This is a genomic window from Paenibacillus plantarum, assembly GCF_013141695.1.
Lineage (GTDB): Bacteria > Bacillota > Bacilli > Paenibacillales > NBRC-103111 > Paenibacillus_E > Paenibacillus_E plantarum.
Genome location: NZ_WHNY01000063.1, coordinates 19,934 through 45,757, shown reverse-complemented (window position 1 = coordinate 45,757; position 25,824 = coordinate 19,934). Strand labels below are relative to the sequence as shown.

Here is a 25,824-nt window from a genome sequence, read left to right as displayed (position 1 = left end):
GAAAATGGCAAAAGAAAATAAATTAGGGATCATAATTGGTGGCTTGCTGCTTGCGATTCTAATGGCATCCATGGATAACACGATCGTTGCAACGGCGATTGGGACAATCGTTGGTGATCTAGGCGGATTTGACAAGTTCATGTGGGTGACATCAGCTTATTTAGTAGCAGAAATGGCGGGTATGCCGATTTTCGGTAAATTATCAGATATGTATGGACGCAAGCGGTTTTTCATTTTCGGTATCATCGTATTCATGATTGGTTCCGCCTTATGTGGGACAGCAGAAACGATAGTTCAACTAAGTATTTATCGTGCAATCCAAGGGATAGGTGGCGGTGCGCTCATGCCAATCGCTTTCACCATTATGTTTGATGTCGTTCCTGCAGATAAACGTGGTAAAATGGGTGGTTTGTTCGGAGCGGTATTCGGTCTATCCAGTATTTTCGGTCCCCTTTTAGGTGCTTATATAACGGATTATATCCATTGGTCTTGGATTTTCTATATTAACTTACCACTTGGCTTCATTGCCTTTGTTATGATCACTTTCTTCTACAAGGAATCCGTTCAGCATTCCAAACAAAAAATCGATTATCTCGGTGCAGTTGCGCTTGTAGGTTCCATCGTTTGTCTGATGTTCGCACTGGAGCTTGGTGGCAAACAATATGCGTGGAATTCAAGCACGATTATTGGATTATTCGCCGCTTTTGCCGCACTTATCGTTGGCTTTATCTTTATTGAACGTAGAGCTGAAGAACCAATTATTACCTTTGGTATGTTCAAAAACCGCCTGTATGCCACGAGCAATATCATGGCTATGTTTGCAGGCGCGGCATTTATTACAGCTTCTATCTACATTCCTATCTTCATCCAAGGCGTTCTTGGTGGATCCGCAACGAATTCAGGACTTGTTCTACTACCCATGATGCTCGGTTCTGTCGTGACTGCCGCGGGTGGTGGTTCCATGCTCGCTAAGTTTAAATACCGATCCATCATGATTCCGACATTAGCTATTCTTGTAGTAGGTATCGCCTTACTCACGACATTAGGGACGGGTTCATCCCGATTCCTTGTGACGATCTTCATGATTCTGGTCGGTCTAGGTATCGGTGCTTCGTTCTCCGTGTTAAGTAATGCGGCGATTCATGGCTTCTCTGCAAGACAACGCGGTTCAGCAAGTTCAACACTCAATTTCATGCGTTCACTTGGCATGACACTGGGAATAACCGTATTTGGTATCATTCAAAGCCATCATTTTGCAAATAAATTAGCAGGTATGTTCAGTGCTGGCGGACAAATGCCAGAAGGCGTAGATCTAAGTGACCCGCGTAAAATATTGACACCTGAAACCCGTGAGCTCATCCCGGTTCAGGTTCTAGATAAAATTACAGAGGCTTTGTCCTCATCGATCGTTCATACTTTTGCATGGGCCATAATTCCATCCGTTATTGCACTTGTGGCTGCATTCGCTATGAGTAAAGAGAAGTTTGATCCTGCTTCAGAATTGGAAGCCTATTCGGCTTCTCATTAAGAATTGAAGGGCTGCCTCTGGGCAGTCTTTTTTCTTTATTTTATTGCACGAAATGGAAACTATTGGTGGGTTACTCCGTCTAATTGATTAGCAAACAATGTCTGGAGTGATGGGTAATGACAAGGTTAGGACTTTATATTCAAAAAGTAACAATCCTGATGGCACTCGTGATACTGATGGTTCCTTTAGTTTCGCACGCTGCAGAGGTTCATTGGGTTGAACCTGAACTAAAGAACTATAAACAGATGATCGTGCCTTATAAGGACGGCAGCTCGATGAAAGGGCCGATCACGAGGGAAGAGTGGAACTCGTTCTATTTCTACGTTCTCAACCCAGCGCGATATGACGAGCCGATTGATATTGGAAACTGGGCAACGATGATTAAGATGGGTGTACAGCTGCCACAAGGCAAGGAAGATGATCTGATCAAAGGCTATGTATATGATCTTGCTCCGATGTATGCACAACACTTGAACCGCGAGACGGCAGTAGGTGGATTAATTAAATTGCTGACGTTCAGCATCGTACAAGGTAGTGGGAATAACAAGCAATTGGATGCGAGTAAAGATTTCATGGATTTCAAAGACGTTAAGGAGATGCATCAAGGTCTTGTTCAAACTGCCTATCAGGACGGCTTGTTAGACAGCGCTACGACAACCCATTTTCGGCCAAAAGACAATCTGACCAATGCAGAAGCCATTTCGATTATGGCAAGAGTGATGAGTAAATACGAGGAAGAGGCATCGAAAATAACACCACCATCTCAACCCGGATTTCCGAGTGTCGTTACTTTATTTGAGAATACGCCTATGTTCAGCTCCATGGATGCATCTAAAGGGATGAACGGGATGATCTCACCGCAGGACGTTCGAATCGTTGCCGTTCAAGAGGATTGGCTCTCTTATGACCATGTGACAGATAAGAAGTGGTTTCAGGTTGCAACCTGGCTTGGACCCCAATGGATACAGTTGGAGCTGCAACAGGTGGGCAACTTTGAACAAGTAGATACGAGTTTGCTTCTACAGCAGTCAACTTCACTTCAAGATTCGCCTCACCCTGACAGTACCTTATCGTTGGTACTTTCGCCGCAAAAGGTACATGTCATTGGGCTTTTCCGCAGCAAATTCGCTGAGCGTTTTCTAATTGAAACATGGGTAGGGCCTAGATGGATCAGGAATCCCAATGGAGCTAGTTAAGAAAAATAATGTAGTTTCCAAAATTTCTTGTTTACGTACCTCTCGTAATTTGATAATATTATCGCAATAACAAATGCGTTGAAGAGATGAGTAAATAAATGAAATCTTTCACAGAGAGCTCCGTCCGCTGAAAAGGAGTAAAGAGAACTTTATTGAACAAAGCCTCAGAGCAGCACATCGGAACCAATCATGGGGGATGGTGTGACAGGAGCTCCTGTTATAGAGCTAAAGTATACGCATGGCTTCGGCCTGTCGTACTTGAAGAGGCTGATATGGCGACATATTGGTGAAACTGGGTGGTACCACGAGGATATTAATCTCGTCCCTAAGACTGGCAATAGTCTTGGGGGTGGGATTTTTTTGTTATTGCGTAAGAAACTTTGCGCACGTGCTATAATATTAGGCACACCGAAATAAACAGTTTGAATTTACTATTAAGATGCTTATCATCAGTATCATACGAATGTGAAAGGATTTGAATATAGCATGTCGAGAAAATTAAAAGTAGGTATTGTTGGAGGAACTGGCATGGTTGGCCAGAGATTCGTTGAATTACTGGATCAGCATCCATGGTTCGAAGTAACTGCGATTGCAGCAAGCAGTAGCTCCGCTGGTAAAACGTATGAAGAATCGGTTCAAAGCAGATGGAAACTGGCTACACCCATCCCTGAAAATGTGAAACAAATTATCGTGCAAGATGCATCGAAAGTGGAGGAAGTTGCCACTGGGGTTGATTTTATTTTTTGTGCCGTCGATATGAAAAAGGATGAAATTAAAGCGTTAGAGGAAGCTTACGCCAAAACAGGCACGCCTGTTATTTCGAATAACTCAGCTCACCGCTGGACACCTGATATTCCGATGGTCATCCCAGAAGTGAACCCAGGTCATATTGAAATCATTGCTGCGCAAAGAAAACGTCTTGGCACATCGACTGGTTTTATCGCAGTAAAACCAAATTGTTCCATTCAAAGCTATGTTCCAGCGCTTCATGCATTGTTGGATTTTAAACCAACGAATGTGGTTGCTTCGACGTATCAAGCGATCTCAGGCGCGGGTAAAAACTTCACGGATTGGCCGGAGATGTTGGATAACGTTATTCCTTACATCGGTGGGGAAGAAGAGAAAAGTGAGCAAGAGCCGCTGCGTATCTGGGGCAGTATTGTAAACAATGAAATCGTTAAAGCAAGTTCTCCGCTAATTACGACGCAATGTATCCGCGTTCCCGTAACGGACGGACATTTGGCAACGGTGTTTGCCTCTTTCGAGAATAAACCTTCGAAAGAAGAAATTCTTTCTCGCTGGTTGAACTACAAAGGACGTCCGCAAGAGTTGAATCTGCCGAGTGCTCCGAAACAGTTCATCACCTACTTTGAAGAAGAAAATAGACCACAAACGAAGTTGGATCGCGAAATTGAGCGCGGTATGGGCGTTTCCGTTGGACGTTTGCGCGAAGATTCCATGTTTGATTATAAATTCGTTGGATTGTCGCATAACACGTTGCGCGGTGCAGCGGGTGGTGCGGTTCTAATCGCTGAGTTGCTTAAAGCCGAAGGTTATATTCAAGCGAAATAAAGCTTGATAGGCGAGGGGCACAGAAGTTAAGGCCCTTTTTTGGTCCTTAGAGTGCCTGAAGCCTCCGAAAAGGTAGCTAGGCACAGAAGTTAAGGCCCTTTTTGGGCCTTAAAGTGCCGTAAGCCTCCGAAAAGGCGGCTAGGCACAGGTGTTAAGGCCCTTTTTGGGCCTTAAAGTGCCATAAGCCTCCGAAAAGGCGGCTGGGCACAGGTGTTAAGGCCCTTTTTGGGCCTTAAAGTGCCGTAAGCCTCCGAAAAGGCGGCTGGGCACAGGTGTTAAGGCCCTTTTTGGGCCTTAACTTGCACTAAGCCCCCGCAGGCTACACCTGAACTTGGCTATTCCCTTCACAATGCGAGTAGGGGCAATCCCCGCGTAGATGATTCTACACGGAGACGGCCCCTTTTTTTTATTTTAGGTATGACTTGGGTAACGCTCCTGCAGAAATGTAACCGATTGGCTAATTAGAGCTTTTAAGATATCAACGTTGATATCTGCTACTTTATTGATGTATACACAGGCTTTTGCAGCCTCGTGTTTGCCGAACTTCATTAATAATTCATCGCGATCGGTATCTCCTGTTGCAAAATACAAGCTGATTTTGGCTTTCCGCGGCGAGAACCCTACAAGAGGAGCATCTCCTTCGTGACCGGATGCATATTTGTAATGATAAGAGCCAAAACCAATAATGCTTGGACCCCACATTTTGGCTTCATAACCTGTCACTTCTGTAAAAATATGTAATAATTGATAAGCGTCTTCACGCTTTTTAGCACTTTCCACATTTTCGATAAACTCAAGGACACTGCTATCCGTTTCTTTCATTTTGGCTTCGTATGCCACTTAAAACACTCCTATCGATAATACCGATGTGATGGCGATTCATGATCATTTTACCAAAGTATTGTTTGAAATAGAAACATTTATCAGGAAATGATCGTCTAATACATACGACAGGAATTGCTAATATCACGTGGGAGAAGGGTGGAAGTATTTCATGTGGACAAAGCGAAATTGGGTTCCAATGGTTCAATGTACGATTCTTAGTGTGGTCCTGATTACGGGGTGCTGTGATCGAAAGGGATTGGATCAATATGAAGGAGCTGCTCAGCTCCAAGAAGCGCCTAAACAGATGAAATCTGTATCTAAAGAAGATTTACAAAAATATGCAAATCAACTAATTACGTTAGGGGCAGTTTTCGAAAAACATCAAGTCAGGCCTCAATCCGCTTATAGCAATGAGAAAGAAGCATTTCTGGAAGTGCGCCGCGTAGGCGAACATGCCATAACACTCTCGGATGCAGAGAAGGCAAAACTTAAACAATCCATTTATAAGGCAATCGGTGCCGAGTTTCCACTGAATATTTCCGTCTATACGATTAATGAGCAATCTGGAATGACTGGTAAAATTACTGCAATTAATGAGAAGGGTAGTTTTTTGGTCGTTTCATCCGATAAATTCATTGGTCCAGATAACAAAATGCCTGATGCTGCGTGGTATACCATGTCAGACGATGCACAAATTGAGTTTGAAGGTAAGAAGCTGCAATCGAATGAGGTTCAGATTGGAGATACCGTTAAAGTGTGGGCGGAAGGTATGATGTTGACGAGTTACCCTGGTCAAACAATGGGACTTCGCCTCGAGATCATCGCACATGGCAATGGCGCCGGTGATGCTAGTGGTAAGGTTACAGGATTAGTTACAACTGGCGAAGGCGTTAACGTGGAGCGTATCATTGAAATTGATGGTGTGAAATATAAACTACTTCCATTTGCACAACTACGAAAGGGAAGCGGCCCAGCACAATTCTCCGAGATAACGGTTGGTAAGCAGGTGAAAATTTGGTTTGCTGGATATGATTTCGGTAGTGAGAAATTTGTGACAAAGGTCGTCGTGGATAGTTAGTTGCAAGGGCAATTTTGTCGAGGTGGACAGAGCGATAATATTGATTAACTGGAAAAACTCCAGCTATTTCGTCTGTTTTGGGTGAAATTTAGAGACTAGATGGAAAAACTACATCTAATTCTCTCGATTCAGTTGAGTTCGGTGTTTTCGATTGAAAATAGCTGTATATTTTACATTTATTTCAAATAAAGTGAAAAATAATATGCAATTAGCTGCATATTTTCCATCTATTTACTTTAAGCAGAACGCCTTGGCTGGTTTTGGGGCTGGTGCTGGGCTTGGCAGCTGGAGCTGGCTTAGGTCGCTGGGGCTGGGTCTGGGTCTGGGACTTGGTAGTTGGAGCTAGCTTGGGTCGCTGGGTCTGGGCTTGGCAGCTGGAGCTGGCTTGGGTCGCTGGTGCTGGAGCTCGGGCTGCTGGTTCTGGGACTTAGGTTGATGGAGCTGGTGCTGCTGGTGCTATTGTGGTTAATGTGATGATCTTGAATTACTCCAAAGGACGTGTTCGAATGAGCCAATCGAAAGAGATTGCAATTGACTTAAAACTCGTGCAACAACTGATCTCTTCACAATTTCCAGAATGGGCAGAGCTCCGTCTTTGGCCTGTGGATTCTGCTGGCACAGACAATGCGATCTATCGACTTGGAGATGATATGGCTGTTCGATTACCTCGAGCAGATTGGGCCATTGGACAAGTGGAAAAAGAGCAACGTTGGCTGCCGAAGCTAGCCCCGATGATCCCGATATCCATTCCAGTACCATTAGCAAAAGGTGTTCCCTCGGAAGACTACCCATGGTACTGGTCTGTGTATCGTTGGCTCGATGGCGAGAATGCGACAGTTGGACAAGTAGACAGCTATAACCAAGCAGCAACAGTTCTTGCGCATTTCGTTAATGCTATGCAGACTGTCGATTCAACAGATGGTCCAGGTCCAGGTACTCACAATTCTGGCAGGGGTGAGCCTCTAGCGATGCGAGATGGGGCAGTTCGAGATGCTATCGCAAGCTTGAACAGAATTATCGATCCTGCTGTAGCAGAGGCTGCATGGGACTCGGCACTTCAAGCTCCCGTTTGGCAAGGACAAGGCGTCTGGATCCATGGTGATTTACATCCGGGAAATCTTCTTATAGAACAGGGACGATTAAGCGCCGTGATCGATTTCGGCACATTGGGTGTGGGGGATCCTGCCTGCGACCTCATGGTTGCATGGACATTTCTCACGGCTGAATGCCGAGAGGAATTCCGCTCTTTGCTAACGGTCGATGAAGCAACATGGTCGCGAGGACGTGGCTGGGCACTTTCCTTTGGATTGATCGCTTATGCTTACTACATAGATAAGAACCCTGGGTTAGCCGCTATATCTCGACGTGCGATTGATGAGGTGCTTATCGAGCATGTAACGCGGTAGTTGCGAATTGCACTTCTTTTTTTCATTGAATTATTGTATACATCGATTTGTAGATAGGAGAAATACATCATGCTTACTGCCATCTTCCAAGGAATTCTTTTATCAGCAGGTCTGATTTTACCGTTAGGTGTTCAAAATGTATTTGTTTTTAATCAAGGTGTGACACAACCACGTTTAGTTAGGGCTTTACCGGTCGTTCTCACAGCAGCACTTTGTGATACTGCACTAATTACTTTGGCTATTTTAGGCATATCCGTCGTTATTATCACGATACCTGCTATCAAGTTCGTGCTTTTCGTACTAGGCATACTGTTCCTCTTCTATATGGGGATTGTTACTTGGAAAAGTAAACCTGGCAACACGTCATCCGATGACAAAGCTTTATCGCCTAAGAAGCAGATCGCGTTTGCAGCATCGGTTTCACTCTTAAATCCTCATGCCATTTTAGATACGATCGGAGTCATTGGGACGAGTTCTATCCACTATGTTGGAAAAGAAAAACTGGCATTTGCGATTGCTTGTATTCTTGTGTCATGGATTTGGTTTTTGGCTCTTGCCGTCGTGGGGAGACAGGTTGGGAAATTAGATAAATCGAACACATTTATGACGTATCTCAATAAAGTTTCAGCGATAATCATGTGGGTAACTTCCGTTTATTTAATTACACAATTAATTTAAACAAAATATGTCATGGTTGAAGAAGTTCTTCTTGATTTCCACAGAGATGTCCGAATATAATTAAGGGAATATTTGGTATGTGTAACTGGCGAAACGTAGATCACTACGGGGGAGCACATATTCCATAACAGCCGTTCGCCTGGGCAAAGTATTTGATCAATTGATCAAATGCTTTTTTTATTTCGAGGAGGAGAATGGAATGGAACGAGCTAGAAATGTGGCAGTCCTCATTTATGAAAAGGTAGATCTATTGGATATTGCTGGTCCGTACGATGTGTTTGGGGTATCGAGTAATTGGGGCAAGGATTTCAAGGTCTACACGGTGGGCGAAGGGCAAAAACCTGTGACAACAGTCAGTGGTCTCATGATCCATCCCAAATACAGCTTAGACAATTGCCCACTGCCAGACATTTTGATTGTACCCGGAGGTCTAGGATCGCGAACTGAAATGAACAACGCAACGCTTACATCATGGATTAGCCAAACTGCTGCTAGTGCGGAAATCGTTTTATCCGTTTGCACAGGTGCGCTCTTGTTAGCGAAGGCAAACTTACTTGATGGATTACGAGTGACGACCAATCGAAATGCATTTGATTTATTGCGCGAAATTGTACCATCTAGTGCTACGATTGTCGAAGATGTTAGGTATGTTAATAACGGTAAAATTGTGATGTCCGCAGGTGTTACCGCAGGATTCGATGCAGCGCTTTATGTCGTTGCTAGACTATTTGGTGAAGAGAGAGCCCTCGCTGCTGCTTCAAAGATTGAGTATCATTGGCACAGAGATGAGCCAACTGCAGCGCTGCAGCAGGATTTATTTATCATAAGGAAAGCACAAATAGAAGATGTAGATGACATTCAGAAACTATTTATAGAAGCAGCCCAATGGATACAATTGTCGAAGGGTTTCACACAGTGGAGAGAGGATTCTTTTAACAATGCCTATTTAACATCTTTTATAAATGATCAAGAAGTATTTGTCGCGTGTCAGAACGGTGCGTTAATTGGTTGTTTTTCCATCCAATGGCAGTACGAAGAGATTTGGGGAGATTTGTTCCATGATGATGCTGGATATGTACACCGTTTAGTCGTCTCACGAAAATATAAAGGAGAGGGTTTCGGTAACAAGTTTCTAGCTTGGGCAGCAGATTATATAAAGACCAAAGGTAAAGGCTGGCTGCGATTAGACTGCATGGCCGATAACCCAACACTGAATGACTATTATCGCAGCCATGATTTCATTCATCGGGGTAGATATGATGGCCGGGGTTGGAGCGCTAATTTATATGAACGTGAAATCAACTAAGTAGTCTTATCCTAATAAAGCTGTCCAACAAGTAGAATTATCTACTTTGAGGGCAGCTTTTGCTTTCTGCACGTAAGAAACTCGATCTATGATCTAATAAATCAGTAAATCGTTCTATGAAATAGCGGATTTTGTTCCTTGAATCGTTGAGGAGAAGTTCTTAGAATGAGAGGGGCGTCCTTCGGTTTGTTCTCTTTCCAGATCCCTGTATGATAGACTTAGAAAATATTTGACACTGAACAGCTGAAGCGAGGGATATTCACGTGCCGTTACTAAATTGGTTTTCATCTTTAACATTAAAAAATCGCCTATTTCTGGCATTTATCGTACTTATTCTTCTGCCATTCTCCGTCTTGGATATTTATAATTTTCAAAAAGTGAAGCTCAATCTACAACAAAAAACGAGTGAACAAAGCCTCTTACAAATGAACAAAATGAATGAGTCACTTGAAAGTCTGCTCGCCACGACGTTTAAGACGATTACGATGTTCGAGCAAGATTCATCCGTCATTTCCGTGTTAAAGCAGCCGGAAGTCGTCGATCAAATCGTGAATCAACGTAAAATTGAGGAACGATTTCGTTCGGTAACGAATAGTCTTTTCATCTCAAGTCCACCCGTTTTCTATACGATTGTTGATTTACTCGGTAACGTGTATACTTCATTCCCGCCAGCGCAGCGCTTAAATTATGAAGTGATTCAGGCAAAACCTTGGTTCCAAAGTGCTTTATCTGCTTCTGCACCTTATCAATGGCAATTGGAAAGCAATGAAGTGCTATTTGATGTTAACAAAAGCCCGCAGCTCGTAGCTATTTCTACTCCTATAAGGGACGCAGATGGTACCATTCGAGCGATCATACACATCGCGGTAGACTACGAAAGCTGGTTTAAATCTGCAACGAACGGAAGTCCAACCTCCGAGCAGTATTATTTGATTGATCAAAAAGGAAATGAAATCGTACATTCTGGCGCAAATAAGTCTCTTATGCCTTTGGAGGCACCGATCATCGATCATTTGCTAACAGACGGTTCGAGTAGTGGCTTTTTCATACAAGGGAGTACGTTTATCAACTATACAGTTGTACCCTCGTTCCATGCTTATTTAATCAAAACAGTGCCATCCCATGTACTCTTTGCTGAGCTTCGATCGATTCAGAATGCCTATATGGGCACGCTTATTATTTTCACAATTGCTTTCATGATCATCACGTTTCTTATCGCATCCGCGGTTACGCGTCCACTTCGACTCATTCAAGCTAAAATGCTCGATGTCGTTCGGAAAGATTTGAAAGTACGACTCCCTGATCAAAGATACGGCGGGGACATCCAACCCATTGTACAAGCATTCAATCAAATGATTGTCGATATGAACGGACTCGTACAACGTTTAAAAGTTGAGGAACGGCAGAAGGAAGCCAGTCGATTCCAAATGCTGCTTTCGCAGATGAATCCTCATTTCTTGTTGAATACGTTGAACACAATACGCTGGTTGGCATTGGAAAAAGGGGACAATGCGATTCCGAAAATATGTGTGTCGCTTGGCAGATTAACAGAGGCTGGACTGAAGCTCGATGTAGATCTCATCCATTTGGAACAAGAGCTGGAGCTTGTCCGAGGATATATCTATATCCAACAATTCCGATATGATCAACAATTTCAAGTTGACTATGTGTATGCCGATGACTTGAAATACGCACTCGTTCCGAAACTTAGCCTTCAACCGATCGTGGAAAATGCGATATATCACGGAATTTCACAGATCCAAGAGAAAGGTCACATCTCGATCCATGTATTCACGAAAGACTCTCAACTTACCCTTGAGGTGGTCGATAATGGTGTCGGACTCGAATATAGTGAAGGGTTGTCCAAAAAGGACCATAACGGCATCGCTTTACAAAACTTGAGAGAGCGTTTAGCCCTCCTTTTCAAGAAAGAAGCGAGTCTTGCGTTCGTTCCGGTATCACACGGTTGCATGGTTCGTATTCAGCTTCCGCTCCTCATGTCCACACCTTATCAGAAAGGAAGTGATTCCCATGTGGACCGTTCTACTCGTTGAGGATGAGGTTTTCGTTCGAAGAAAAGTGAAAGAAACGATGCGTTGGAAGGAAATGGGCTTCACCATTATTGGGGAAGCAGGTAATGGCTTTGAGGCGATGGATAAAATCCGGGAATGCCAACCGGACGTTGTCATCACAGATATTGTTATGCCGCTGATGAATGGTGTGGACTTGTTGAAACAAGCGCGGAAGGAAGGCTTCACAAGTCGTTTCGTCATGCTGACGGTTATGAGTGATTTCGAGAACGTTCAGCAGGCGCTGGAGTTCGGCGCGACTAGTTATATGCTCAAGCTCTATATGGATCATGAGACATTAGCAGAGACGATGAGTAAGGTTGAAAAAGAGCTAATCGACCGTAGAAGTGCCGAAATACGAGAAGCTGAAGCGGTGTATCGTAAATTGTGGAAGTTAATGGTGGGGGGAGCCCAATCCCCGGAAGGCAAGGAAAGCGAGCTTGAGATCCCTGGTGTTCAAGGACGTGAGTTGAGCATCATCGCGGTGCAACACGGACGACCTGCATACACACGAGAAGATTTCTTCGCACTTCATTTAATAGAAAACGATGTGGCCTCCGCAGCTGTCTGGCATTTGCTGACCATAGACGGTGTTAGCTACCTATTCATGTGGTTACCAACCGCTTCACAGTTCATCATGCCATCAGAACAAGCCTTGCCATATAGCCTAATCTATACGGAATTAATCTCAGCTGCACACCTTATGGAAACGTGGAAAAGCGTTCTGATAGCATTGAATACGGAGTGGTACAATCCAACTTTTAGAGCGAAACTATGCACTTCTGTAGGCACGCCTCTGCGTGAAACTGCTGATACGTGGGGGTTGGAGCATGAAATCTGGCACAATTTGGAACAGCTAAGATGGGATGCTGTTGTTGGAGCAGTGAATGAGCTGTGGGGGAAATTCGAAGTTCAGCATGCTCCGCAGCAGCAAGTGAAGCAGGCAGCCGCGAGAATTGTCCATTTGTGCGCAAGAATATCGCAACTCAGCACGGTTGATGAAGAAGAGATGCTCGCATCCGACCATCATCGTCTTAAATCTGTATTCTTGACTCGTCTGGAAGCACATATCAAACACTTGAGCGCATCTCGCATTCCTATTTCTGATCATCCTGAGATCAATAAGATCATCTCTTATTTGCATGAACACTATGTGGAGGAAATTACGTTAGACACCTTGGCAAAGCTTGTTTGCATGGATGATAAATATGTTAGCGGTTTATTTAAGAAGAAACTGGGCGTAAGTATTATTCAATATTTGCATCAGATTCGAATCGAACATGCCCAAAGATTGCTGCGGGAAACGGATCGAACGATTAGTGAAATTGGTGAACGAGTTGGGTTCGCGAATGATAATTATTTCATTAAAATTTTCAAACGATTCACTGGCGGGACCCCTGCAAGCTTCAGAAACCGAACATAAACACTTTTCGTGATTTTTCGACAATGTGACTTTTGTTCTATGAAATCATGGATTCTGTTTCTTATTCGCATGCGTAATGGGTGATAAAGTAGGTACTGTAAGTAATCAATTGCAGGAGGTCAATCCAAAATGACAAAGAGAAAGAACACAATGATGCTTGGTGCCCTAGCTCTTACTTTAGGTCTTACAGCATGCGGGAATACATCTGGTGACTCAGCCTCCAGCAGCGCCAGTACGACTAGTCCTAGTACGACAGCAGCAGCCGCTGGCAAGGTCGTAAAGCTGAAAATGTGGGGTGGCGTTCCGCCAGAATCAGGTCCTCAAGCGGTTGTTGACAATTGGAATGCGAAAAATCCAGACATTCAAGTGGAGTATGAACGCTATGTAAATGACGACGCAGGTAATCTGAAATTAGATACGGCACTACTCACGGGTCAAAGTGTTGATTTATTCGTGAACTATTCAGGCACAGCCTTGAAGAAGCGTGTGGATGCTGGTGTAGCGTTGGATATGAGCAGTTATACCGATTATAACATTGAACAAAAGATGGGCTCGACGTCGAAGGATTGGCAAGTTAATGGTAAGTATTACGGTGTTCCAACCGTTAAGAGTACGTTCTTCGTGTGGTTTAACAAAGAGATGCTCGATCAGGCGGGACTTAAAGTGCCAACGTCCTGGACATGGAAGGATATGCAGGACTATGCTACGAAATTGAAAGCCGATAAGCGCTTTGGACTTGTCCAGCATTTAGAGTCATTCCCAGATTCGTTGGATTCCGCATTGACTCACGATGGGTACACGAAGAAAGATGGCAGCTCCAATCTGGATAACCCATTGATGGGGACTTGGTTAGATACATTGAATACCATGATGAAGGACAAGAGTACACCAATGCTTGGCGAACAGCTGACAACCAAGATGCCTGTAGAAACGATGTTTCTGAAAGGTGAGAGCGCCATGCTGAACGCAGGTTCCTGGATTTTCCGAAATTCAAATAACCTGAAAGATAATCCAAGGACGTTCAAAATTGCGTTTGCGCCTGTTCCGAGACTAGATAGCAATGAACAAAATGGTATCGGTCGTGGTGGTTTAGGCGATTTCGTTTCGATCAATGCGAAGACGGCTAATAAAGATGCCGCATGGAAGTTCTTGAAATGGTATGCAGACGGAGGGTTACTGCCACTTGCTTCCGGCGGACGAATTCCATCTTCCAAGGATGCGAATGTTGAGGATGCTTTGAAATTGCTTTTAGGTGAAAATGAGAGTACGTATGATATTCCTTCTTTGAAATATGTACTGTTCGAGAACAAGACGCCTACGTTTACGCGTAACCTGCCTCAACAAGTCATGGACCTACGCAGAGAAGAATATGAGAAGTTTTTCTTAGGCAAGCAAGATACTGCAGCAACGCTGGCGGCTATGGTCAAACGGCATAATGAATTTATGAAAACAACCAAATAAGTAGAAAAGCAGGGGGAGTGGCTTCGGCTGGTTCCCCTGTATGCATACTAAGGGAGGTTATCGGATGTGAAGAAAAACTGGATGGCCAGACAAAGTTTAACCGGCTATTTATTTATTGCACCAAACATGCTGGGTGTTCTCCTCTTTTTTATTGTACCGGCGATTTTCTCTTTCGGCCTCATATTCACTAATTATCAATTCGCCAATCCTAATTATCATTTCGTGGGTATAGATAACTTCAAGCGTCTTATCCATGATGATCTATTCTATGTCTCGCTTCGTAATACAGGATGGTATCTTCTATCGGTACCTATTTCCATTATGCTTGCGTTTCTAGTAGCACTTGTACTGAATAAGCATGTGTATGCCAAAGGATTGCTGCGTGCCATGTATTTCCTACCCTACATTACAAGTGGTGTGGCAGTTGCTTTCGTATGGATGCTGTTGTTTCAACCTTCTGAAGGCCCAATTAATCAGATGTTACGAGCCATAGGGATGTCAAATCCACCGGGATGGCTGTCTACAACGGAAACGTCTATGATGGCGATAGATATCATCTGGATCTGGTTCATGCTCGGCTATAATATGATTATTTATTTGGCAGCCTTACAAGAAATATCTCCTGAGCTGCTTGAAGCTGCTAAAGTGGATGGCGCAAGTGGATGGGTAAAAATTAAATCGATCATTTTCCCAATCGTCAGCCCGACGACGTTCTTGCTTCTCATTACTGGTTTAATTATGACCATCAAATCATTTGGATTGATCCAAGCCATTACACAAGGTGGTCCTGGGAACAGTACGACCATTTTATCTCTATTCGTCTACAAAAATGCGTTTGGCTATTATGAAATGGGCTATGCATCTACGATATCTTGGGTTTTGTTCTTAATTATCGCGGCAATTACATTCGTCCAATGGTTTGGGCAAAAGAAATGGGTTCACTATTAAGGCGAATAATGGAGTAGGAGGTAACCTCGATGGCTACTGTGCAATCGAACATTAGGGCAGGTGCAAAATCTCGAACCAAGAGGCGGTTTCCGCTCTCAACCCTAATCAAAGCAGGAACGACACTTATCATGTTCATCCTCGGTCTGGCTATGATTATGCCATTTATTTGGATGATCAGTACGTCTTTTAAATCGCCGGCTGAAGTATTTGAATACCCCATCCGCTGGATTCCTTCCCATTTTAATATGGAGCATCATATCCGAGTTTGGACAGGCAGCATGGGCTTTGCAACATACTATATGAACTCCATCAAGGTAGCGGTAGTCTGTACAATTGGCGCGACATTACTCTCGTCATTGGCTGCTTACAGCTTCGCCAGAATTACGTTCAAAGGCAGAGATACATTGTTTCTCATTTACTTATCGATGATGATGATTCCACCTCAGGTATTGTTCGTCCCCAAATTCATTATGTTTGAATGGGTGGGTATCTATAATACGCTTTGGGCACTTATTCTCCCAGGTATGATTTCTATTTTTGGCGTATTTTTAATGAGACAGTTTTTCATTCGGATTCCAGCCGAAATTTCAGAATCGGCCTTCATGGATGGAGCCGGTCATTATCGCATATTCCTTCAACTGATGCTTCCTTTAGCTAAACCGGCAATGGCTACGTTAGCGATCATCGATTTCTCTTGGCATTGGAACGATTATGAGAACGCCCTCGTGTTTCTGACAGATCGCAAGTTATATACCATTCCATTGGGTTTGCAGAATTTCATTATGGAATTTAATGTCGATTACAATGGCATGATGGCTGCTGCGAGTGCAGCCATTCTACCGATGATTCTCGTTTTCATGCTGGGTCAGAAGTTCATCATTCAAGGGATTTCCAATACCGCTGTGAAAGGTTAATCAGCTATACGTACATCAAAACCGATAAAGCCAGTGGACGCATGTTGCGTTTATCTGGCTTTTTGCCTGCTTTAAATTGACATCAATCGCTAGGGGAGATATGATTTTAGTGGGTAACACGATGGAACAGGGGTGTGAAGATTCATGCAAAAGCAATTCAAAGTCGCAGCAGGCATCTCTCTTGCAGGATATGTCGTCAGTCTCATAACAACTAGTTTCTTACCAGAAGCCATTAATTTATTAGTACCAGCAACGATAACATTTGGAACTATTCTTGTGCTCCAACGTTCTTCCAAAGCTATTAAGGGAACAACGACTAACGTACCAATAAGTGAACCTGCTGTGAATACAACGATCGCATCGATTTCCAATGCTACTAGCGATACTGAAATCCAAGCTGAAAGTGATCCTTTCTGGGGACCGATTGCCGAGTATATCCATGTGATTGAAGAGACGATGATCTCGGAGGGGCAGAAGAATACCGTAGATGATGAAATTGTCGAAAAGACCCTTAGCTTACTCTCTCGGGTAGGTCGGTTAATTCCGCAATTGAAAGAGTTAAATGATGCAAATATGAATCATAACATACAAAGATTGATTTTTAAGGATTTAAATGGTGCGATTAATCCCTTTCTGAAGTTAGGCGGGGAAGCCAAACGATTGAATCGTCGACTTCTTCTCACAGGTATCAAGGATATTAACTCTAAGCTCACTGACTATGTAGAAACGATCGAACAAAAAGACTTAATTGAATTGCAGACACGCATGGAACTAATCCAACAGCGTTATCGTTCAACAGACTAAGGAGGCATGGAACTTGACAACCCAATTGGTGCAATTAAAATCGACCGATTTGCAGAAAGTAGAGCAAGAAGCCAAACAGTTACTCGAGAAGGTTTCGGCGACCGATACGATGGAATTAGAAACGCTAATGGATTCGATTGGACGTATGGGATCCAAAACGATGGAACAGGCTGGACAATCTCTAGCGATGCTAGAGCGCCCGGTGAATGAATTGATGTCGGGTAAACGCTCAGAGGTCCAAAACAACATTCTGAAACTGCGCGGCGAAATTGATTCGTTGAGCAAGAGCAAGCAGCTTGGCTTTTTTGAGAAGATGATGAAGAAGACGCCACTTAAGAACTATATTTATAAATATCAGTCCGTGAAAACAAATGTAAATGCCATTGTACAATCCCTTCGTAATGGGAAGGAAACGCTAGAAGAGAATATGGCGTATATGAAAACGCTGAAGAAAAATTCAATTGAATCTGTCTATAATTTGCAAATGCGAATTGCGATGGGCGAGAATTTAAAGCAGCTTTTCGAAGTTGAAATAGCCAAGCCCGAGAATGAGCATCGTAAAACACATTTGGAGAGAGGACTTCGTAAGGTAGTGACGCGGATTCAGTCCTTTCAAGAAATGGTCATTCTGTATCAACAAGCGATTGCAGGAACAGATATCATTAACGACAACAACGATAAGCTGATTGATGCCGTAGATGCGACGATTGATAAAACGCAGAACTTGTTGACAGTCTCTGCCATGATCTCGATGGCCATTGAAGATCAAGTTCAAACGATTGAAGCGGTCAATTCCGCGAACTCGACATTGAATAAAATGTTTGAGGATAATTCGCGATTGTTGAAAGAAACAACACAACGAACAAATGAGCTGCTTGGGAAACCAGGCTTGCAAATGGATTCGATCGAGCGAGGCATGACAGACCTATTCGCCGCGTTGGATTTATTTGAACAGTCCAATCGGACAATCATTCAATCAGCTACGGAGCACACGCAACGGCTTGGCAACATCAGCCAGCAAATGACGCAAAGACTTGGCTTAACGCCTGGGAATAAAACGAATGCAGAAATCAAAGCGTCCGAATTAAGTGGACTTTTGGAATAAATCATAGCATGAGAATGGGCTGTCAGGGATGTAATCCTTGGCAGCTTTTTTGTGCTTGCCTCATGCCACATAACCCATGCCATTTCTTTCTTCTGACATATGATAATTCATATGTTCGAATAATGGAGATGATTAAATGTTCATGCAAATTAAAGAGGGGAATAGCAAGACTCCTCAAATTGATGTGTTAATCCCAGCGATTGAGAAAGATTTGGGGACGCTTCCCCTTGTCATTGACGCGGTAAGAAAATATGTCAAGCATCCGATTGGTGAAATTATCATTGTAGCTCCGTGGAAACAACGGATTCTCGATCTATGTGAGAGAAAAGGATGCCGATTCGTTCACGAAGATACCGTTCTCCCTATCACGAAAAAGGATATCCATTATCAATCGAAAACGTGGGATCGGACGGGATGGCTGTATCAACAGTTACTTAAATTGAACGGAGATACCTTGTGCACATCCAACTATTATATGGTCATTGATGCAGATACCGTGCTCATACGACCCCATGTTTTCAAGATTGGCAACAAGACAGTATTTTATTGCCGGAACTGGAGCCAGGGTGAATATTTTAATACGTATAGAAAATTGATGGGTAGAAATCGATCAGCGAGATTGTCTTTCGTTACCCATTACATGTTGTTTGAGAAATCTAAAGTTAAGCAGCTGAAACAAACCATCGAGAATAAACATAAGAGCTCCTGGTATACCGCCATAATGAAAAGTATGAATAGATCCAAGCAGTTTGCCTTTTCGGAGTTCGAAACATATGGTAATTTTCTGTATTCATCGTCTGCGCATAAGATGATTTTGAAGCCTGCAATGAATAAAAGCTTACATTTGAACAATGCCCAAATTACACAATCTAGGATGTCTTCCTTGGCTAAAAGATATAGATCCATTTCACTGCATAAACGCAAGGGATATGTTAAAACGGTTAGGTTAGTGACGAGATGAAGCCCTATGTTGTTGTCTGGAAGGGACCTGTACACAAAGCTAGTGGTCTTGGTCATGCAAGTAGAACCTATGCGGCTTCTTTGAAACGGAAAGGCGTTGCTGTTAGGTTTGGGCATTTAAGCGTTGGTAAAAGACCTTCCAAAGGCAAGAGAGTGCTTATCTATCACGGTGTTCCGAGCCATATTCATTGGGGTCATGAACGAAGTCTATATGATCCCATCATTCTAAATACCGTTTGGGAAACCAGCAAAACGCCAAACAAATGGCGTTCTCATATGAACAAATTTGATGCGGTCTGTGTACCCACGCAACATAATAAGCGTGCACTTCAGAACAGCGGGGTTACAGTCCCGATTTACATTGTTCCGCATGGTGTAGATACGAAGGTATTTAAACCAACCAATCCGAAGTTTGTATTGCCGCGTGCTGCAGGCAGGTTCACTTTCGTGTCGGTATTTGGCTTTCAACATCGTAAAAACCCCGAAGGCTTGCTGCGTGCGTATTGGGAAGAGTTTTCATCCGAAGATAACGTTATTCTTGTGATCAAAACGAACGGCTATATGCCTTATGAAAATGAAAAATGGATTCAGCGGCAAATAAGGCAGTACAAAAAGAGATTGGGTATAAACAAAGATACAGCGCCCGTTGTCATTATTGGAAGACGATTAAGCGGAAAGCAGCTAAAAGGACTATATACACTTGGAGATGCCTTCGTCCTTCCTACGCGAGGCGAAGGGGTAGGACTCCCGTTTCTAGAAGCGTTGGCCAGCGGCATCCCTGTCATTACGACTGCTTGGGGCGGGCAAATGGATTTCCTGACGAACAATAACTCGTTTCTCATTCCCTATCAACTGAAGAATCCGTCCATTAGCATGAATAGTTCACATGCCATATCGCGCTCATTCAGGTACCTGTTTGCTGAGAAGGGACAGCTGTGGGCTGAACCTGATCATTATAGTTTGCGAATGAATATGAGGAAAGCCTACGAGAATCCCGAATTATGTAAGCGTAAGGGAAGTCAGGGAAGATTGGATGTCCTTCATTTGACTTGGTCACGTGCAGGGATGCTGATGAAGCATGTTGTTGATAAAGTCATTCAATCCAAGAAATAAGGGTGAAGCGTGACGTCCCCCAGGAAAGGAGGATTTGGCTTGCGTATTGTACTGTTGTGCGGGGGATCAGGAAAAAGGCTATGGCCTTTATCCAATGAGATTCGCTCCAAGGTGTTTCTTAAGCTTTTGAAATCCACAAATGGGGTTAGAGAATCGATGATTGAGCGAATATGCAGACAATTAGATGAGGTAGGCTTACTGCCATACACATGCATTGTTACGCATCACAGTCAAGTAGAGATAACACGTACGTATGTTGGCGAACACATTCCTATCCTAAGTGAACCATTTAAAAGGGGAACCTATGCGGCCATAGCTTTAGCTGTTACTTATTTGCATGAGAAAATGTTGGTTGATTCGGATGAAACGATCTGTATTCTCCCAGTGGACACTTATGCAGATTCCGCATTTTTCCAGTTGCTTCATCGCTTTCCTGAGGTTATTTCACGATCTAAAGCTGATCTAGCTCTACTTGGAACCAACCCGACGATGCCTTCTGATCAATTCGGTTATATTGTGCCAGTTCTCCCTAAAGTGAACGAAGAATTTGCAAATATTGATCACTTCATCGAAAAGCCAAATGAGCATGTTGCCGCTCAATTAATGGAGCAGCATGCTCTATGGAATTGTGGTATATTCGCATTTCCATTAAAGTACATGCTGACCTATTTAAAGGACAAAGGGGAACCGGCACGAGTTGATTCATGGCTGGCTAAGTATGAGCATCTTGCCAATACAAGCTTTGATCGCGAAGTCGTTGAGCATAGTCAAAACGCTGTGGTTATAAAGTATGTAGGTTTATGGCAGGATGTGGGCACATGGAAGGCACTAACTCCTCATTGTGAGCAAAGCGTTATTGGACCAGGAAGGATCTCAGATGATTCCGTAAATACACACCTTATCAACGAACTACCTTATCCCATTGAAGTCATTGGCGTTTCGGATCTCGTTGTCGCGGCAAATCCGGACGGTATCTTGATTGCGAATAAGGAGAAAGCCCATTTAATTAAGGAAAGGCTAGCACAAGTCACCCAGATTCCGATGCACGTGGAGAAAAGATGGGGCTCATATCACATTTTGAAATATTGGAAAAATGATGAAAATGGGACTGAAGGTATGATTAAACTTGTGAAGCTCGCGCATGGGAAGATGACCAGTTATCACCAGCATCAGAATCGGCAAAAAAGCCTAACGATTCTTTCAGGCATCGCAGAAATTCTTATGGAGGACAAACTATATAAACTGATGGCAGGTGATGTTCTGCTAATTCTTGCTGGCATTAAGCATGGTATCAAGGCAGTTACTCATCTTGAATTCATGGAAGTCTTGTTGGGCAAGGAACTGTCACAAGAAGATATTACTCGATTTTCGGATATATGGTAGAAAAAGGGAGATAGTCGATTATATCGACTATCTCAGCCATAAATAAGGGGGAAACTTTGCTTACTCCAAAAACCAAAGCATACAAATTCTGGCGTATAAATAGACCAGTCACGTTTAGGTGACTGGTCTATTTATCTTCAATCTAATTATCGCTTTACAATAAAATCGGCTTAGGAGATCCAAACAATAATCGCAAAATCCCGCCCCCGAATATGAATGCGATCCTCGTACACATCAACAGTCAGCCCTTCTGAACGATTTCCTTGAATTCAGCGATCTGCGCGATCATCGTTGATAACGGAACAACGGGATATGCAGAGTTGTCGGGGAAATTTGGGGATAGCAGTTTATTGGGCTATAACAATTCATCAACGCGATATTCCTATAAAACCTGGTGTAGGTGTGAAGTGGACGCTAACTCTTGCGGCAGGTACCTATAAGGTTTCGATTTATCGAATCGTGTACTCGACGAGTGACAACAATGCACAGATTAGGGTTAATTCTCGACCGCCGCAAAGTAGGTAAATCTACTTTCTGGCGGTCCTTATTTTACCGACTGGCCACTTTCTTACGCGGAGCAAGAATCTTCTGCAGTCGTTTCGCACATTGCTCGGCCGATTCCATACCTTCCCAATACAACATCATCTCCTGGTTAACCTCTTGCATCATTTGCGTGTCAGAGATGGTTTCATGTTGATAGAAGGCATGATGTAATTGACCATCTGAAATATGGAGAGACGCCAGATCAAGCGGGTCCCACATCATCTTATTGATATCGGGAAGTACTGAGAGGAAGCGTGATTCGGCGATTTTGGCCTGAACATCTGGATGGCAGGCAGTCTGAAGGAATTGGATCGCCAGTTCACGTTCCGTACTTGCGGAATGAACCATCAAGGCATTCGCGATTAGTAACGTATTCGGTGAATCTCCGAATGGCATCGGCGCGAATTTGGGCTCGAAAGGCAGCTTGTCGCCAAATCCAGCAAGCTCAATGGTAGTCGTCAGCATCATGGCGACTTGTTCGCTTTGGAAAGCAACGCGATGCAGTTGCATATGAGAAACGAGCGCGCTTCTTTGTCGATAGATCATATCGTGCATAAAAGTTAGCGTATCTAGGAGCGCTTTCTTATTCGGCTTATGAAAGTCAAAGCCATGCTGCATCGCGATTACGTTCCAACGGTTAAGTGTCGAAGGGAGTGAGAAACCATAATTATCGATAATACCATCATCGTTGGTATCAAATGTCAACCGCCCAGCTGTCTCGATAAACGCTTCCTTATCCCATCCATGACGCGGCGCTTCGACGTTGTATTTGTCGAACATGCGCGGATTGTAGGCCAGGCAAATACCTGAAAATGTGACAGGTATCGCTTTGACGCTGCCGTCCTTGCGGAATCCGTCGATCACCTTAGGGTACATTCGATTCAGCTCATCATCCATAATTCTGTCTAAACTAACGAAATCATCCATCGATTTAAGCTCTTGGAAGATCGTATCCGTGATGATACAAATGTCTGGTTGAATGCCCATTTCGATGCACTTATGAAGGGATTCCCAGAATTGAGTGATTGGAAAGCTGAGCAACTTAATGTCCACGTCGAGATGCTGTTGTTCGAACGTTTCGCAAATGAATGGCAAGCAGTGATCGACAAAGTAAGAAGGCGTAATTGTCAAAATGCGCAATACTTTCCGCTTCGATTTCCGTACAGTGACATTAGGGGAGACGAAGGTGCCCAGTCCGGCTTTTTTCACAACGAGCCCTTCCTTCAACAGGAGGTCGAGTGATTTGCGAACGGAGCTGCGGCTGAGTTCGTAATATTTGCTTAATTCATTTTCGGACATGAGGAACTCATCCTTCTTAATAAAGCCCGAAAGAATTTGCTCCCGCAGGATATCGGTCAAAGAAGAATAGCAATATTGGTCCTTTTTTCTCATAACTAGAATCCCCACCTATTTGCGCAGTTGTATGTATTCTAAACAATATTTGGAAAATATACAACAAGAAAATAGTGAGGACTAGCAAGGCTTTTGGTCAATTTAAAGACATGTTTTAAACATGTATAGCACTTGTATTTTTTTGTGAATATAAATTATAATGGGATTGTAAACGGGGGGTGACCACATGGCGTCCATCATCAGTGCCAAGTCAAATCGTGTTATTCGAAAAGTATATCGATATCGATGGTTCTATCTGTTAATGGCCCCAGGCTTATTGTACTTCCTTATCTTTCGCTACATTCCGATGGCTGGCTTACTCGTTGCATTCAAGGATTACAGTGTCACCAGAGGCATCTGGGATAGTCCCTGGGTAGGTTGGCGCAATTTCCAAACGATCTTTGAATCACCAGATTTTCTCCGACTCATGACCAACACACTCCTCATAAGTCTTTACCGACTCGTCTTCAATCTACTTCCTGATTTAATTCTCGCCTTGCTGCTCAATGAAATCCGTGTCACATGGTTTAAAAAGATCGTTCAAACGATCACATACGGACCTTACTTTTTATCATGGGTAATCGTATACGGTTTAGTTTATTCATTTTTCTCTCCGGGCACAGGGCTCGTCACGACGTTCTATCAAAATATGGGATGGGGTGAACTGAATGTCCTTGCCAATTCGGATCTCTTCCGGCCGCTCATCATTCTAACCGATGTATGGAGAAATACGGGGTTTGGCGCTATTTTCTTCTTAGCTGCTTTAGCGACAATTAATCCTGAGCTGTATGAAGCTGCCGTTGTGGATGGAGCTGGCCGATGGAGGCAAATTTGGCATATTACACTGCCTGGTGTCCGCGAGGTATTCATCTTATTGTTAATCCTGCGGTTAGGGACAATTCTCGATGCAGGTTTCGATCAAATTTATGTGTTCCTCAATGCGCGAGTGACGATTGTCGGGGATATTCTAGATACGTGGATATTCCGCCGAATTATCGAACAAAGTGATTTCAGTATTCCGGCCGCAATGGGCGTATTTAAATCAGTCATTGGATTTGTGCTCGTCATTGCTGCTAACCGAATCGCGAAAAAATTAGGTGGTTCTGGAATCTACTAAGAGGTGGTGGAACCTGTGTCCTATGCGGTACATAAGACCAAATCAGATCGAATTATCGATGTAGTCATTTATGTTTTCCTTACACTCTGTTGTTTATCTGCGGTGTTCCCACTCTACTTTGTGTTCATCGAGTCGATTACTCCCTATAAGGAACTAATCCGTAATGGAGGATTCGTCCTATTTCCAGAGCAAGTAACCTTGCAGGCGTACAGAGCCATCTTCGGCAGCAAGCTTGTCCCAGATGCGCTTAAGATATCTGTTGTGATTACGGTCATTGGCACCTTCTTAAGTCTGTTGGTCACCATTTGTCTAGCTTATCCACTCTCGAAGAAGGATGTACCTGGAGGACGATTTTTTCTACTAGCGATCGTGTTCACAATGCTCTTTAGCGGAGGCATAGTGCCTACCTATTTAGTCGTAAAAGGCCTGGGGTTGATCAATTCCATTTGGTCACTCATTATTCCTACACTTGTCTCGCCGTTCTACATGTTTATTATGCGGACCTACTTTATCAATTTCCCTACGGAAATAGAAGAGTCGGCAAAAGTCGATGGATGTGGGGACGTTAGAACGTTATTCCAACTCGTTATCCCTTTATCCATGCCGATTATCGTTACAATTGGCTTATTCTATGGCGTGATTCAATGGAATTCCTACTTCAATGCCATCTTGTATTTGTCAGATCGTGCACTGTATCCGATTCAGGTTATTCTGCGCAATATGATAGTAACGTCTAGCGTGAGCCAAGAGTTGAATACGAATCCATCTGTGATACAAACACTTCCGCCAGACACAATCCGAATGGCAACGGTTGTTGTGACAACATTGCCGCTATTGGCGATCTATCCGTTTATTCAGAAATATTTCATAAAAGGAATGCTTGTCGGTTCCATCAAAGGGTAATGGTTCATTAGCCGAACTAACGATCTTGAAGGGAGTGATGCTGTGTTTTGCTTCGATTCAGTCACACCTGCAACCAGAGTAGACTTGAGTATGAATTCGA

General features: G+C 43.5%; 22 protein-coding genes, 1 riboswitch and 1 other annotated feature. Of the genes, 20 read left to right on the top strand and 2 right to left on the bottom strand.

Going from position 1 to position 25,824, the window contains the following annotated elements; genetic code table 11:
* Window positions 1-4 precede the first annotated feature (4 nt).
* From GC096_RS21210 to asd, 3 genes are all read left to right on the top strand, one after another.
* The gene (locus GC096_RS21210) at window positions 5-1,528 is read left to right on the top strand and encodes an MDR family MFS transporter (protein ID WP_171632999.1); all 1,524 of its coding nucleotides are present in this window, start codon (window positions 5-7) and stop codon (window positions 1,526-1,528) included.
* Window positions 1,529-1,644: 116 nt separating this feature from the next.
* The gene (locus GC096_RS21205; protein ID WP_171632964.1) at window positions 1,645-2,724 is read left to right on the top strand and encodes a hypothetical protein; all 1,080 of its coding nucleotides are present in this window, start codon (window positions 1,645-1,647) and stop codon (window positions 2,722-2,724) included.
* Between the two features lie 69 nt (window positions 2,725-2,793).
* Window positions 2,794-3,054 (top strand) — a binding site (T-box leader).
* Between the two features lie 156 nt (window positions 3,055-3,210).
* Window positions 3,211-4,296 (top strand): aspartate-semialdehyde dehydrogenase, encoded by a 1,086-nt coding sequence (asd, locus tag GC096_RS21200; protein WP_171632962.1) that lies wholly within the window; start codon window positions 3,211-3,213, stop codon window positions 4,294-4,296.
* 411 nt (window positions 4,297-4,707) lie between these two features.
* On the opposite strand, the gene GC096_RS21195 is transcribed toward asd, so the two are convergent.
* Window positions 4,708-5,118: a DUF1801 domain-containing protein gene (locus GC096_RS21195; RefSeq protein WP_171632998.1), complete on the bottom strand. Its 411-nt coding sequence runs from the start codon at window positions 5,116-5,118 to the stop codon at window positions 4,708-4,710.
* A gap of 172 nt (window positions 5,119-5,290) precedes the next feature.
* On the opposite strand from GC096_RS21195, the gene GC096_RS21190 reads away from it, so the two are divergent.
* The 15 genes from GC096_RS21190 (at window position 5,291) to GC096_RS21120 (ending at window position 21,769) form a co-directional block, all read left to right on the top strand.
* Window positions 5,291-6,199: a DUF3221 domain-containing protein gene (locus GC096_RS21190; RefSeq protein ID WP_171632961.1), complete on the top strand. Its 909-nt coding sequence runs from the start codon at window positions 5,291-5,293 to the stop codon at window positions 6,197-6,199.
* Window positions 6,200-6,477: 278 nt separating this feature from the next.
* Window positions 6,478-6,630 carry a hypothetical protein gene (locus tag GC096_RS21185; protein ID WP_171632959.1) on the top strand — a complete coding sequence of 51 codons (153 nt, stop codon included), beginning with the start codon at window positions 6,478-6,480 and terminating at the stop codon, window positions 6,628-6,630.
* A 75-nt stretch (window positions 6,631-6,705) separates the two neighbouring features.
* Window positions 6,706-7,605 carry an aminoglycoside phosphotransferase family protein gene (locus GC096_RS21180; protein WP_171632957.1) on the top strand — a complete coding sequence of 300 codons (900 nt, stop codon included), beginning with the start codon at window positions 6,706-6,708 and terminating at the stop codon, window positions 7,603-7,605.
* Between the two features lie 69 nt (window positions 7,606-7,674).
* Window positions 7,675-8,283 carry a LysE/ArgO family amino acid transporter gene (locus GC096_RS21175; protein WP_171632955.1) on the top strand — a complete coding sequence of 203 codons (609 nt, stop codon included), beginning with the start codon at window positions 7,675-7,677 and terminating at the stop codon, window positions 8,281-8,283.
* Between the two features lie 71 nt (window positions 8,284-8,354).
* Window positions 8,355-8,435: riboswitch (ZMP/ZTP riboswitch) on the top strand.
* 47 nt (window positions 8,436-8,482) lie between these two features.
* Window positions 8,483-9,589, top strand: a complete 1,107-nt coding sequence (locus GC096_RS21170; protein WP_171632954.1) for a GNAT family N-acetyltransferase — start codon at window positions 8,483-8,485, stop codon at window positions 9,587-9,589.
* Between the two features lie 263 nt (window positions 9,590-9,852).
* Complete coding sequence (locus tag GC096_RS21165) at window positions 9,853-11,643, top strand: cache domain-containing sensor histidine kinase (protein ID WP_171632953.1); 1,791 nt, start codon at window positions 9,853-9,855, stop codon at window positions 11,641-11,643.
* A complete protein-coding gene (locus GC096_RS21160) occupies window positions 11,621-13,081 on the top strand; it encodes a helix-turn-helix domain-containing protein (protein ID WP_171632951.1) in 1,461 nt (486 codons plus the stop codon). Before GC096_RS21165 ends, GC096_RS21160 begins: the two co-directional genes overlap by 23 nt.
* Window positions 13,082-13,210: 129 nt before the next feature.
* Window positions 13,211-14,542, top strand: a complete 1,332-nt coding sequence (locus GC096_RS21155) for an ABC transporter substrate-binding protein (RefSeq protein ID WP_171632950.1) — start codon at window positions 13,211-13,213, stop codon at window positions 14,540-14,542.
* Window positions 14,543-14,608: 66 nt separating this feature from the next.
* Window positions 14,609-15,490 carry a carbohydrate ABC transporter permease gene (locus GC096_RS21150; RefSeq protein ID WP_171632948.1) on the top strand — a complete coding sequence of 294 codons (882 nt, stop codon included), beginning with the start codon at window positions 14,609-14,611 and terminating at the stop codon, window positions 15,488-15,490.
* Window positions 15,491-15,618: 128 nt separating this feature from the next.
* Window positions 15,619-16,404, top strand: coding sequence for a carbohydrate ABC transporter permease (locus tag GC096_RS21145; protein WP_056621886.1), 786 nt, complete (start codon window positions 15,619-15,621; stop codon window positions 16,402-16,404).
* 144 nt (window positions 16,405-16,548) lie between these two features.
* Window positions 16,549-17,208 (top strand): hypothetical protein, encoded by a 660-nt coding sequence (locus GC096_RS21140; RefSeq protein WP_171632945.1) that lies wholly within the window; start codon window positions 16,549-16,551, stop codon window positions 17,206-17,208.
* Between the two features lie 13 nt (window positions 17,209-17,221).
* Window positions 17,222-18,313 (top strand): toxic anion resistance protein, encoded by a 1,092-nt coding sequence (locus GC096_RS21135; RefSeq protein WP_246302869.1) that lies wholly within the window; start codon window positions 17,222-17,224, stop codon window positions 18,311-18,313.
* Window positions 18,314-18,449: 136 nt separating this feature from the next.
* Window positions 18,450-19,274: a DUF6492 family protein gene (locus tag GC096_RS21130; protein WP_376769513.1), complete on the top strand. Its 825-nt coding sequence runs from the start codon at window positions 18,450-18,452 to the stop codon at window positions 19,272-19,274.
* On the top strand, window positions 19,271-20,386 hold the full coding sequence (locus tag GC096_RS21125) for a glycosyltransferase family 4 protein (RefSeq protein WP_171632943.1): 1,116 nt from the start codon (window positions 19,271-19,273) through the stop codon (window positions 20,384-20,386). Before GC096_RS21130 ends, GC096_RS21125 begins: the two co-directional genes overlap by 4 nt.
* A gap of 39 nt (window positions 20,387-20,425) precedes the next feature.
* The gene (locus tag GC096_RS21120; RefSeq protein WP_171632942.1) at window positions 20,426-21,769 is read left to right on the top strand and encodes a sugar phosphate nucleotidyltransferase; all 1,344 of its coding nucleotides are present in this window, start codon (window positions 20,426-20,428) and stop codon (window positions 21,767-21,769) included.
* 549 nt (window positions 21,770-22,318) lie between these two features.
* On the opposite strand, the gene GC096_RS21115 is transcribed toward GC096_RS21120, so the two are convergent.
* A complete protein-coding gene (locus GC096_RS21115) occupies window positions 22,319-23,704 on the bottom strand; it encodes an extracellular solute-binding protein (protein WP_171632941.1) in 1,386 nt (461 codons plus the stop codon).
* Window positions 23,705-23,891: 187 nt separating this feature from the next.
* Between GC096_RS21115 and GC096_RS21110 the strand changes: the two genes are divergently transcribed.
* Window positions 23,892-24,821 (top strand): ABC transporter permease, encoded by a 930-nt coding sequence (locus GC096_RS21110; protein ID WP_171632939.1) that lies wholly within the window; start codon window positions 23,892-23,894, stop codon window positions 24,819-24,821.
* A gap of 15 nt (window positions 24,822-24,836) precedes the next feature.
* On the top strand, window positions 24,837-25,724 hold the full coding sequence (locus GC096_RS38785) for a carbohydrate ABC transporter permease (protein ID WP_171632937.1): 888 nt from the start codon (window positions 24,837-24,839) through the stop codon (window positions 25,722-25,724).
* Window positions 25,725-25,824 lie beyond the last annotated feature (100 nt).

What these genes read in the sequence shown, in the direction of transcription:
- GC096_RS21210 (WP_171632999.1), top strand. Translation starts at nt 5, where the DNA reads ATGGCAAAAGAAAATAAATTAGGGATCATAATTGGTGGCTTGCTGCTT.
- GC096_RS21205 (WP_171632964.1), top strand. Translation starts at nt 1,645, where the DNA reads ATGACAAGGTTAGGACTTTATATTCAAAAAGTAACAATCCTGATGGCA.
- asd (WP_171632962.1), top strand. Translation starts at nt 3,211, where the DNA reads ATGTCGAGAAAATTAAAAGTAGGTATTGTTGGAGGAACTGGCATGGTT.
- GC096_RS21195 (WP_171632998.1), bottom strand. Translation starts at nt 5,118, where the DNA reads ATGAAAGAAACGGATAGCAGTGTCCTTGAGTTTATCGAAAATGTGGAA.
- GC096_RS21190 (WP_171632961.1), top strand. Translation starts at nt 5,291, where the DNA reads ATGTGGACAAAGCGAAATTGGGTTCCAATGGTTCAATGTACGATTCTT.
- GC096_RS21180 (WP_171632957.1), top strand. Translation starts at nt 6,706, where the DNA reads ATGAGCCAATCGAAAGAGATTGCAATTGACTTAAAACTCGTGCAACAA.
- GC096_RS21175 (WP_171632955.1), top strand. Translation starts at nt 7,675, where the DNA reads ATGCTTACTGCCATCTTCCAAGGAATTCTTTTATCAGCAGGTCTGATT.
- GC096_RS21170 (WP_171632954.1), top strand. Translation starts at nt 8,483, where the DNA reads ATGGAACGAGCTAGAAATGTGGCAGTCCTCATTTATGAAAAGGTAGAT.
- GC096_RS21160 (WP_171632951.1), top strand. Translation starts at nt 11,621, where the DNA reads ATGTGGACCGTTCTACTCGTTGAGGATGAGGTTTTCGTTCGAAGAAAA.
- GC096_RS21155 (WP_171632950.1), top strand. Translation starts at nt 13,211, where the DNA reads ATGACAAAGAGAAAGAACACAATGATGCTTGGTGCCCTAGCTCTTACT.
- GC096_RS21145 (WP_056621886.1), top strand. Translation starts at nt 15,619, where the DNA reads ATGTTCATCCTCGGTCTGGCTATGATTATGCCATTTATTTGGATGATC.
- GC096_RS21140 (WP_171632945.1), top strand. Translation starts at nt 16,549, where the DNA reads ATGCAAAAGCAATTCAAAGTCGCAGCAGGCATCTCTCTTGCAGGATAT.
- GC096_RS21130 (WP_376769513.1), top strand. Translation starts at nt 18,450, where the DNA reads ATGTTCATGCAAATTAAAGAGGGGAATAGCAAGACTCCTCAAATTGAT.
- GC096_RS21125 (WP_171632943.1), top strand. Translation starts at nt 19,271, where the DNA reads ATGAAGCCCTATGTTGTTGTCTGGAAGGGACCTGTACACAAAGCTAGT.
- GC096_RS21115 (WP_171632941.1), bottom strand. Translation starts at nt 23,704, where the DNA reads ATGAGAAAAAAGGACCAATATTGCTATTCTTCTTTGACCGATATCCTG.
- GC096_RS21110 (WP_171632939.1), top strand. Translation starts at nt 23,892, where the DNA reads ATGGCGTCCATCATCAGTGCCAAGTCAAATCGTGTTATTCGAAAAGTA.